The organism is Billgrantia kenyensis, from assembly GCF_013697085.1.
GTDB lineage: Bacteria > Pseudomonadota > Gammaproteobacteria > Pseudomonadales > Halomonadaceae > Halomonas > Halomonas kenyensis.
Genome location: NZ_JACEFT010000051.1, coordinates 1 through 11,239, shown reverse-complemented (window position 1 = coordinate 11,239; position 11,239 = coordinate 1). Strand labels below are relative to the sequence as shown.

Here is an 11,239-nt window from a genome sequence, read left to right as displayed (position 1 = left end):
TTCCGAGGTGCTCAAGAAATCAGTCGCTGGACCGGACACCCTTCAATAGTGTTGCGCTTGGGACTTGAGACCGCCAACCCTTATTCATATTCATGCGGGAATTGACGATTGCATGTCAAGATGACATCAGTTCGTTATATAATGCCATGTAGTGGTTAGCCATCTTTTTATTATCAAACTTTCTCGCGACTCTTGACTTACCGATAGAAACTTTCTCCAAGGTATGGAGCTCGTCTTTCATCGCTCGGACAACCACAGCCGCGAGCTCTTCGAAATTGCCAACGGTAAAATAGTGGGCAGCAACGTCAGCTACCTCCTTGAACACTGGTATATTGCTGCATACGACAGGAACTCCAAGGGCCATTGCCTCTGCAACGACTAGTCCAAACCCTTCTTGGGTACCATCGCTTGGCACCACAACGAGATCTGAGTTGGCAACCATGGAGATAAGATCACCATGCGACATCCACCCAGGAAATATTATGCTATCTTGAGCACCTACTTCCACACACAATCCCTTAAGATAACTCTCGTCAGGTCCCATTCCCGGAAGAACAAGCTCAGCATTGGGAAAAAATTGGATGATGCTAGGCCATGCTCTGATTAGTGTCTGCTGCCCCTTGACGGATACGAACCTTCCGGGACAAACAACTCTCGGTCGATGAGATGTTATGCTTTGGGGAGGTGCAACACTTCGGCATATCCTTGAGTAATCTATACCGTTCCTAATAACCAAAGATTTCTTATACCCTGCACCACACTCATCGAAGCTTTTCTTTACTTGGTCAGACACATAAATCACAGCACTACAAAACCTCTTGCTCACTTTAACACCAACTCTAAGATGGAAACTCATGGATCTATAGAGCTCATGCTGTGTTGATACAACAACAGGAACTCGACAAAACCAACCTACCACTCTCGATACGATACCTGGCACAGCAAAGTTAGTATGTAATACATCAACCTCTTCTCGCGTGAGAATTTTGTACAGAGACTTTGAAAAAGCGAAATTGTGTGATATGAGATTATAAAATCTCCCCCTACTGCCTACCAGCACCTCAATATTTTTAACACCATCAGGAACCTGACGATTTCCTACCTGACTGGATTCAGTAAGCCTTAAATAAATTACTGAATTGCCATTTTCCAGGAGCTTTTGTGCTATGCTGTCAACTATAGACCATATCGAGTGTGCATCGGCGCGATCTACAAAACAGAATACGGCCATCCCTCCTCCCATACAATCAAGCAGTCAAGCAATCTAGAAAATAGATGGCTAACTTATCCATCTCTTCCCATACACCTTCACACTCTTAACAATCAAACCAGGAAGCCGCTTTGGGATCTGTAACGCAAGATTAGGATATGTGATAAAGCACTTTAGAGACTGAAAAAATAGCTTTTTCTTTAGGCTGTTTGACAGCTCTGCATAAGCAATAGTGCGTGATGCTAGCCTGATGTTATTTATCAACGCACTTTCTTGTTCCATTTCAAGTGGAACCTCACTATTCTTCAAAAGGGAGCGATAAACTTCAATCATCCCCTCAAACATCTTCTTTCTATCAGCGGTTAAGCTGAACTCTCTGATATTCACATGGTAATAAGCCTCTGGTATATACCCAAGACGACAACCAACTGCTACGAGTCTAACTAAAAGATCGTAGTCTTCACCATACCGATAATTCTCATTATAGATCTTTGCTACTCGAGTCAAGCATGATCGCTTAAAAACTGGCTGAAGTATTCCCAACTGAGGATTGCTTATCAAACAGTCAAGATCAATGTAATTGAATTCACTCAAGTTCCTTATAAGTGGAATGGATTCAGATCTTGAGGCAAGACAGCTTATTCCCTCCATTGTTCTCGAATACATGATCTGATCATCTAAAACAATATCCAAATCAAGCTTGACAGCAACCTCAATTAGCTTAAGACTTCGGAGGCTATCAATAGTGTCATCGGCATCCAGGATGACTATCCAATCATGCTTGGCAAACTTAATGGCGGTATTTCTTGCAAAGGAGGGGCCTTGGTTTTTCAACAACTTAAAATAGCGCACCCTTTTATTAGACTTGAATAGACTTACTACTGATTCAATATCATCCGATGATGCATCGTCAACAATGATGACTTCTGTATCACATCCTCTTTGACGCAGAGCAGATGTGATGCTGGCCTCTAAAAGGTCTGCGCAATTATACACGGGAATAACAACAGATATTTTGTACTTTGGCCCTTTCACTCCCCACCTCTACCCAAGACATATAAACGGAACCGTTAAAAACAAGAGTTACATAGACACATAGAAAATTAACTTGCGAAGTGTTTATAGGATTGCTCAATAGCATCGATGGTGAATACCTCCTTGAAACGCATTATATTATTCATTTTATCATGTCGTAAAATGACATTATAAAAATCATGACTAATTGCACTCAGGGGATAGACATCAAATCCCATATCAGTAAAATGCGAAAAGAGCGTGCTTCTTTCATCTATGAATATCGCGGTGCCATAAGATAATAGTTTCGCTATATTTCCACCCGCAGCACTATGCCTTATGGGAAATACCGCTGCATCAATCATGCCTAGAAAAGCATGGTAGTCAGAAAGGGGCATTCTTTTAGTTATAGGTTTAAAGTACTCACCAAGAATCAAACGGCCATCATTAATGACTTTTTTCCTATACTCTTCATCTCCATAGGAAAGAACACAGTGAACATTAATTATTAATTTATTATCTAACATTGAAAAAGCTTTACGAAGGGCTTCAAGTCCATCAAGATGGTTTACACTAAGATTAGCCGAGTGTCCTAGCATCACATTTAAATCGTTGCTTGAAGTCGAATTGTCGGGCTGAGAACAACGAAAATTGGTGCTTCCTTTTTCAAGATACTCTCCATAACTGAATTTTTTATAAGCAGGCTTGTTTTCTGTAAAACCATGGAGCTCCATAACAGATAAAAAATCGTAAGCATTCCAATGAAGAAAATAATCTACATGCTTTATCGCACGTGTTCTAAAAAACATTCTGACATTGGAGTTCAACAGCTCTCTTAGATAAAAAATACCAGTAGCGAGCATTAACTTCTTTATCAAATTAGCTCTTCCCCACTCCTGCTCTTGTACATATTTTCGCGTCAACTCACTGTAAAAAAAATCACGCTCTTTGTATCTAGAATGCAAGATATACTCTCCCCAGTATATCCACCCCACTTTAACACTCGATATTTTCTTAATTTTAATTACACAGTGCTCGGACTCATTATCTAGACCATGGAAGTAAACAGCGTTGGGTGAGGTTATAAATTTAGATAAGCAACCCCATAGTTGACCGCATGAATAAAACAAATAATTTCCACTGCACGTTGTTTTTATCGCATCAGAGTCTATTCCCACCCCATGTCTTCCGGGTTCTTTTATGATAAAAAAATTGTTGTCACCTGCACCAATTGTATAAATTTTGTTTATAAAATATTCAGTGAAGAAATGGTTTGGCATAACATGAATATTCTGCACACTTACCCCCTTACGCTAAACTATAACACCCAGAGAGAAAAATTATAAATTATTTTCTACATGTTTAATAAATTTTCTAGCTTTCGAACAAATTTCACTAATCGAAATCTCAGAATTTAAATCTATTATTTTGACGCCTAAAGCCTTTAACACCTCCCTCTGCCTCTCTGCGCATTTTTCAGACCAAAAGCAAAGCTGATAAAGTTCTACCTCGCTCAAGTTGGCCTCAAGAAGATTTCCCTTCCCACTTTGGATTCTTTGCGCACGTCGCTTAAAAACAACATCCACATTTGAAGAGATATATATTACGCCGTTGGGAAGAGTTCTCTCCATGCTACCGCATTCGATGGTTCTATACAGCTGGTCAGCGGGCAGCATGAAACCAGGGTTATTGTGGACAACACCATCATGGTAAATAATGGTCCGATCCAAGCCTATATAATCAAGCGCAGCAACATTCCTTATAAGATCGTTCACATAATACTCTATGAAACGACACTTGGTAATTTCACTCATAGTACGATCAAATTGAAGATACTGAATCAGCAGCTTCAGATAAACTTCATACTTACCAATAAATTCTTTGCCTACCATCAACTCATGCTTAGCCATAAATAAATCTATAATAGCTCGGCTTAAGATGGGTGATGCATTCATTCGCAGCACTAGGCTTGCCATTTTTTTCATAAAACTATCTTTATCGACATGATATTGCACAGCGAAAGACCTAGCCTCTTCTGAGGTTAACCAGCCGTCTTCCCCTTCACGCAACGTTAGTAATTTCTGGAATATTGTAGTTTTCCCTACTCCAGAAGGCCCCAGAAATTCGACGAACTTCATATCAACACCTTGCGGCTTTAATAATCTGTCAATGTCGTTGGTACGATAGCCTTGACACCCTGCACTCCTCTTATGTAGGAAAAGCATTTTATATCCACCAACTGACCTTGTGCTAAACTTAACAACGCCGAAACAAAATTGGCTCCCGCCAGATGCGAAAAAGGGTAGCCCCCACCGAACCTAGCATTAAACTCAATAACCTTAGAATCCCCTGTAGACTCGTCAAAAATGATATCAACATCAAGGCTACCGCGATGTTTTAGTAGCACACCTAATGATTCAGTAATATGTCTGACAAGTTCATTATCCTCCGTTACTGCAATGTCAGTTTCACCAGAACGCATAGCGATCTTTTTTTTCACAACGGAGGTTAAAAAATTGCCATCAAGATCATTCAGGACATCCACACCATACTCTTGGCCTTGGACTTTCTCTTGAACGATGACCGCGTGATCCATATCTGATCTTGCTAGAATATTCAAATAGCTCGCAGCAATATTTTTCAATGCATATCGATAGAAGAACTCTAGCTCCTCCATGTCTTCAGCGGTGTAGATACTGATAGAACCCATACCCCATCTAGGCTTGACAATGACAGGAAAGTCAAGCTCCCCTCGCTTAAGGGCGCTCCGAGCAGATTCTAGCCCCAGAAACGTTAGAGGGGTACCAAGGCCGTGTTCCAGCAACAAGCCATATGTTAGCCATTTGTCGTTAGCGGCCTCCACTACCCAGGGATCGCTGACTACCACAGAAATGCCCATGGCTTCGAACTGATCCCGGTGCCTCGCAAGAATAGGCAAGTCGATGTCGAAAAGGGATAGCATCAAGCCGATCGATTCCTCCTGACAGATCTCCAGCAGCCTTGGAATATAAGCGTCATCGTCGATCGGGGGAACGGTATATCGACGATCCACTGCAGCCATTCCCGATGTTAAGGGATCGCTATTAACTCCGATTACATGTCCTTTCCCAGCGAGCTCCTGCTTGAAGTACTCCACCAAATAGCATCGGCGCCCAACGCTAGTCAGCAAGACATTCATCCATTACCCCCAGGATCAACAATTGAATTATACGATGCCAGCGAGGTCGAGACACTATCGGCAGTCTTCAGCACCTTGCCTTCTCTACTGACGATAGCGGGAGCTGGATGGATGAAATCTGGCGTGTAGTTTATGGAATAAGCCCCGCGGTTCTCGAAAACGATAAAGTCGCCGGCATTCAGATTGGCTTCAAGTTCAGGCTCTATTATATCGTGTTCCATACAAGTATTGCCGACCAAGGCATATGATCTCCTTTTAGCATCAGGCTTGCAATGTGCTGTCACTACAGAAAGCGGTACCTTGAGAGAAGAACGGGTTGGGTTAACACTATTGATGCTCGTATCCAGGAGCGCCTGGAGCTTGCCATTTCTCGACCGAATATCGACCACCCTAACCGCAAAACACATGGTGTTGGCCACCACCGAAACCCCGGGCTCAATGATCAGCCGGATTCGCCGTTCGGGGTGCATCTGGGTAAAAGCCCTGCCGATGGTTGCAGTATAGGAATCAATACTGGAGATGGGACAGGCAAACTGCTGCTTCAGTGTTTCGGGTAACTCACCAAAGAACCCCCCACCAATGTTTACCGAGCGCAACCAATGGCGCCCTTCCAACCCCCTTGCAATTGACCACAGCTCCCGCAGCCGATCGACGAACCCCTCAGGAGACTTGTCCTGTGTCGTCAGGTGGCAGTGCAGAGAAGCCACGTTGACTCCACCTAAGGTATCCAGCATGTCGAGGGCACGGGCCAGCTCCCCTTCTCTCACACTGATGCCGAAACGGCTTTCCTCACCATCTGCCTTTATGGCACTGACTCTTAGCCCAATCTCAAGAGGTCGGCCGGTGACTCGCAAACGAGCAACCCGCTCGACCTCAGCGAGTGAGTCGAGGTTGACCTGACTGCCCAAGCTCAAGGCGACAGCAATATCGTCATCGCTCTTCACCGGGCCGTTGAAGATCAGGCACTCTTCTTGCAAATAACGCCGAGCAATCTCGTACTCGAAACGAGAAACCACTTCGGCCATACCATCAAGCTCTGCCAGGATTTGGCCGATGGCAGGCATATAGTTTGCTTTGTAGGCATAGGCAACTTCAGCCTTTGGATAGTGGTTACGCAACCCATCCCGGAACGCAAGATAATTGCGTCGGAAAGCAAGATCATCGAAGATATAGAAAGCATTACCTTGCGTGGAGGCAACATCGGATAGAAACTCATGGGTCAGGGCCATCACACCTACCCTTGGTTCGCATGATAGAGGCGCTTTTCGACAGGCCTGTACCATTCGTCAAGATTGACGGGTACACGTGAATTGTAACCGAGGACCTGACGAGTTAATGGTGAAAGGCATTCTCCGTATTTTTCACCAAGCATTCTGGCATAATCCATGTGTGGCTTGACGTAGGCCCGCCCATAGCCCACTGTCAACGCGACCCGATTGTGCGGTCCTTCGATATGCGCGCCCTTGTGCCAAAGCGTGGAGTGAAATAACACAACCGACCCGGCAGGAGCGATCAGACGCTCGTGGTTGCGTTCAAACTCCTCATCAGAAGGACAGTCTGGCCGATACTGTGAGCCACTTAGCATCATAGTACCGTTGTCGGCTGTAAAATCATCACACATGACCAGCATATTTAGCTTCAGTGGATAACCTGGAATCATCGTACGAACATCTCGGTGAAGCTTGTGAACATAGATATCAGCACCTGGGTAGCCACCGATAGGCGTCAGGGAGTTACAAATGTATGGCTCACCGTTAAAGAACCTAGAAATATAGTCATGAAAAAGATGCATGTCGATATACGCATCGATACTATCACCGGACCCGAGGCAGTGATGAGCCGTGCCATCACCATTTTCATTGATTCCATTCCGGATCTGATATTTTCGACATATCTCAATCCATTTGAAGCAATCGGCTCTTAGGCAAGCGATAAAGTCGCTATCCAGGGCCTTCTCGAACACGAACCAGCCCTTGTCCGCCATCACTTCTTCAAACTGCTTGAGACTCACTGAACCTAACATAGCTGACCTCCTCTGCCATACATATATCACGAATCTGGATTACGCCCAGGGAGACTCAGTTGCATCAACAGCTTTAGGTTATCACTGTGGATATAATAGAATCCAAATTTATTATAGAGTGAAATAGCGGCCTGATTGTCTACGTCAACCTCCAGCTGAATCCGGGAAAAGCCACGGTGCGCAGCCATAGATACAAAGGCATCCAACAGCGTCTCACCAATCCCTTGGCCTCGTGTTTGCTCAGCCACTATCAATAGACTCACATAAGCCAGATCCTTGTCCGGAGCATTGCAGTACCCCAGCAAGGCTCCGGCCAGACAGCTCCGCTGCAGGTGCAATAGGCATTCACCTCGAGCCAGCACCTTGTCGAGGTAGGCATCGACCTGGAGCGTGGGAATCAACGCTCCATTGACCCGGCTATTCTCCCGGTGGATCAACTCCCCCAAGGCAACACGTTGACTTGACTCAGAGCTCAGCAGGCTCATCCCGTCACCATCGCATCGGCGTTATGTTTATAGATGCAATCAAAGTACACATCCCGGCGGTATCGCTTAGGCAGGTGGGTAATACGACTCATTGGCCACTTGCCAGCGCCAACAGATACTCGCCGTAACCGTTCTTGGACAGGTCCTTCCCTGCCCGGGATAGTTCCGTCATGCTCAACCAGCCATTGCGAAAAGCGATCTCCTCAGGACAGGCCACCTTGACCCCCTGGCGCTTCTCGATGGTCTCGACAAACTGGGAGGCCTCCAACAGGCTGGAAAAGGTTCCCGTATCCAGCCAGGCAAACCCTCGCCCCAACAGTTCGACATTCAGCTGGTCACGCTCCAGATAGGCTTGATTGACGCTGGTGATCTCTAACTCGCCCCTTGCGGAAGGCGTTACCGCCTTGGCGATCTCGATAACCTCATTGTCGTAGAAGTAGAGACCTGTGACAGCAAAACGGGACTTGGGTTGTGCCGGTTTCTCCTCGATGGAAATCGCACGCTGCTGCTCATCGAATTCAACGACCCCGAAGCGCTCAGGGTCCTTGACCATATAGCCGAAAACCGTGGCCCCTTCCTGACGCTTGGCGACCTTCTCCAGTAGCGGCGTAAACCCTTGCCCATAGAAGATGTTGTCTCCAAGCACCAGGCAAACGCTATCGTCACCGATGAAGGATTCGCCGATAATGAACGCCTGCGCCAGGCCATCGGGGTGTGACTGGGCGGCATAGCTCAGATTGATACCGAACTGACTACCATCATTGAGCAGTCGCTGAAAGCAACATTGATCTTCAGGTGTGGTAATCACCAGAATGTCCCGGATGCCTGCCAGCATGAGAACCGAGAGCGGATAGTAGATCATTGGCTTGTCGTAGACCGGTAAAAGCTGCTTCGACATGCCACGGGTGATCGGATAGAGTCGTGTACCGGATCCACCGGCAAGAATAATACCTTTCATTATTGGCATCCTTCTTTTACCGCTTCGACTATGTTTGCAACATCATGCTTTTCCAAACCAGGGTAGAGTGGCAAGCAGATTACTCGATTGGCGATACCAGTTACATTCTTACAACTGTCATTCCAGTCACTCTTATACTCAGATGTGTGATGAAGACTAGGATAAAAATAACGACGAGCAACCACACCAACTTTCTTGAGAGATTCCAGCACTTTAAGACACTGATTCTCTGAATCCATGATTATGGGAGCATAAGCTGCATTCTGAGTGGCTCCTTCGCGCCACCTAGGCAACTCCACTACTCCATTTAGCCCTTGGTGATAATACGAAAGAACCTCTGCCCTCTCTGATAGTATCTCATCGATGGAGTGAAGAACGGACAATCCATAAGCGGCGTGAACTTCACTCATTTTTGCATTGATACCCGGAGCAACAATATCTTCAGCATTTTCCCCTAAACCAAAATTCAACATCAGCCTCGCTCGCTCAAATACCTCATCATCCTTGAAGACGATGCCGCCACCTTCTACCGTGTGAAAAAGCTTTGTGGCGTGAAAGCTTATCGTGGATGCATCTCCTCGATTAAGAATACTTTGACCCTTATATTTAATAGAGAATGTATGGGAGGCATCATAAATGACAGGAACCTTCATATCTTCAGATAAGTCTTCAAATTTTTCTACATTGCATGGATTGCCATACACGTGCACAGGGACTATAGCCTTGGTATTAGGTGTGAATGCCTCCTTAACCGCCTGCGGACAAAGCCCCAATGTGTCCGGTTCAATATCACAAAACCTTGGCGTTATCCCCTGCCACTTCATGGAGCTAGCTGTTGCCACAAATGTAAAGGGGGTGGTAAGTGCCTCACCCTTTATTCTTAGAGCCTTGTAGGCTAACTGTAACGCCAGGGTTCCATTGGCTGTGAGAATAAGATTCTTAACACCAAGATAGTCTTGCAGTACACTTGTCAGCTCTCTTACTAATGGGCCGTTATTGGTTATCCAGGACCGCTCATGGACTTGACTTAGGTACTTATTAATCAGATCAAGGTTCGGCATGTATGGCTTGCTTACTAGAATCATTAGCATTTGCCCCTACTACTGGAGTATTCATATATCCAGGATACCGCCGTACATTTCTGCGCTCTTGATAATCTTGTGCCACTTGACCATTTCTTGATACCAGGCCAATGTAATGGTTTCTGTGGTTTTCTGGAGCTCACCGGATTCCAGCTTCAATAGTATCTCGCGACAGCCTTCTTCAGCGCTCCACTGGGCGCGCCAGCCCAGCTTATCCTCAATCTTTCCGAAAGATACCCGATAGCTGCGATGGTCAGGATCACCGTACCACTCAATGGCCACCTCCTGGCCAAGTTGGCCACCTACAGTGTCAGCAATCTTTTTGCCAAGCCTCCCTAGCTGATAAGTGTTTTGTTCGCTACCGATATTGAACACTTCACCATTCACTTTGGCTGGATCCGCCTGAAGTAGAAGGCACATGACATCGGTTGCGTCCTGTACGTGAAGCATGGGGCGGTACTGGTTTCCATCCCTCATCAGCGGCAACCTTTTGCTGGTATAAGCACCATAGGTCATTCCGTTAATGGCCAGGTCGAATCGCATGCGAGGAGAGTAGCCGAAGATGGTCGCCTGCCGCATCACAGTAACAACATAGTTCCCACTAGCCAGCTTTAGAACATCTTGTTCTGCTTTTTCATTGGCTTTCGCATAGATTGTCAGCGGATTTGTTGGTGATGTTTCATCGACAATATCATTCTGGAATCCATAAATGCTACAACTGGAAGGTAGGATATAGCGTTTAGCCCCTGCTCGCCTGGCCAGTTCTGCAGTTTTTACTCGGCTTCGATAATTGATTTGCCAAGTTGCCTCTTCAAACTGTTCACCGCTCGGGTCGTTGGAGATAGCGACCAGATCAATGACATAATCAACATTTCTAAAATGATTCAACTTCAGGTGGCGCGTATCTTCTTGAATGATTTCCAGCTCAGGATGCGGCGCGAGCTTCTCTCCTCCGAAGAAGAAACGATCAACGGCTTTGACTTTGTAGCCTTTATTCAGAAGTTTGGGAACGAGTACGGAGCCGATATATCCGCCTGCGCCGGTGACTAAAACCACCTTACTACCAGTCATAAGACACCTATTTATTCTAGTTAAGACACAACGCCAGCTTCAACAGCCACGTTCCCCACTAGACCCATCGTTGCCTTCCCTAATACTCAGCCAGATCTACGGCCAACATGCTCTGAATCAGTTCTTTTTTTATTTTATGGTTAGGTGTCGGGTCCCGTGTGATTGACTACCCGTTTGGAAAATAATTCAGGCCGCTTGGTCTGCCATTCTTTCATCGC

Annotated in this window: 11 protein-coding genes; all 11 read right to left on the bottom strand. The window is 45.7% G+C overall.

What is annotated here, in order from left to right; all coding sequences use genetic code 11:
- Positions 1-115: 115 nt before the first annotated feature.
- Positions 116-1,231: a glycosyltransferase family 4 protein gene (locus H1D44_RS19995; RefSeq protein ID WP_181517034.1), complete on the bottom strand. Its 1,116-nt coding sequence runs from the start codon at positions 1,229-1,231 to the stop codon at positions 116-118.
- Between the two features lie 48 nt (positions 1,232-1,279).
- Complete coding sequence (locus H1D44_RS19990) at positions 1,280-2,245, bottom strand: glycosyltransferase (protein ID WP_181517033.1); 966 nt, start codon at positions 2,243-2,245, stop codon at positions 1,280-1,282.
- A 68-nt stretch (positions 2,246-2,313) separates the two neighbouring features.
- A complete protein-coding gene (locus H1D44_RS19985; RefSeq protein WP_181517032.1) occupies positions 2,314-3,522 on the bottom strand; it encodes a hypothetical protein in 1,209 nt (402 codons plus the stop codon).
- Between the two features lie 42 nt (positions 3,523-3,564).
- Positions 3,565-4,362 (bottom strand): P-loop NTPase family protein, encoded by a 798-nt coding sequence (locus tag H1D44_RS19980; protein ID WP_181517031.1) that lies wholly within the window; start codon positions 4,360-4,362, stop codon positions 3,565-3,567.
- Between the two features lie 17 nt (positions 4,363-4,379).
- Complete coding sequence (locus H1D44_RS19975) at positions 4,380-5,402, bottom strand: ATP-grasp domain-containing protein (RefSeq protein WP_181517030.1); 1,023 nt, start codon at positions 5,400-5,402, stop codon at positions 4,380-4,382.
- Positions 5,399-6,631, bottom strand: coding sequence for an alanine racemase (locus H1D44_RS19970; protein WP_181517029.1), 1,233 nt, complete (start codon positions 6,629-6,631; stop codon positions 5,399-5,401). The genes H1D44_RS19975 and H1D44_RS19970 overlap by 4 nt, the downstream gene beginning before the upstream one ends.
- Positions 6,632-6,636: 5 nt before the next feature.
- Positions 6,637-7,425: a phytanoyl-CoA dioxygenase family protein gene (locus H1D44_RS19965; RefSeq protein ID WP_181517028.1), complete on the bottom strand. Its 789-nt coding sequence runs from the start codon at positions 7,423-7,425 to the stop codon at positions 6,637-6,639.
- 26 nt (positions 7,426-7,451) lie between these two features.
- Positions 7,452-7,910, bottom strand: coding sequence for a GNAT family N-acetyltransferase (locus H1D44_RS19960; RefSeq protein WP_181517027.1), 459 nt, complete (start codon positions 7,908-7,910; stop codon positions 7,452-7,454).
- Between the two features lie 88 nt (positions 7,911-7,998).
- Entirely contained in the window at positions 7,999-8,868 is an 870-nt protein-coding gene (gene rfbA / locus H1D44_RS19955) for a glucose-1-phosphate thymidylyltransferase RfbA (protein ID WP_181517026.1), read from the bottom strand.
- Positions 8,868-9,929, bottom strand: a complete 1,062-nt coding sequence (locus tag H1D44_RS19950) for a DegT/DnrJ/EryC1/StrS aminotransferase family protein (protein ID WP_238984596.1) — start codon at positions 9,927-9,929, stop codon at positions 8,868-8,870. Before H1D44_RS19950 ends, rfbA begins: the two co-directional genes overlap by 1 nt.
- 51 nt (positions 9,930-9,980) lie before the next feature.
- Positions 9,981-11,021 carry an NAD-dependent epimerase/dehydratase family protein gene (locus H1D44_RS19945; RefSeq protein WP_181517024.1) on the bottom strand — a complete coding sequence of 347 codons (1,041 nt, stop codon included), beginning with the start codon at positions 11,019-11,021 and terminating at the stop codon, positions 9,981-9,983.
- Positions 11,022-11,239 lie beyond the last annotated feature (218 nt).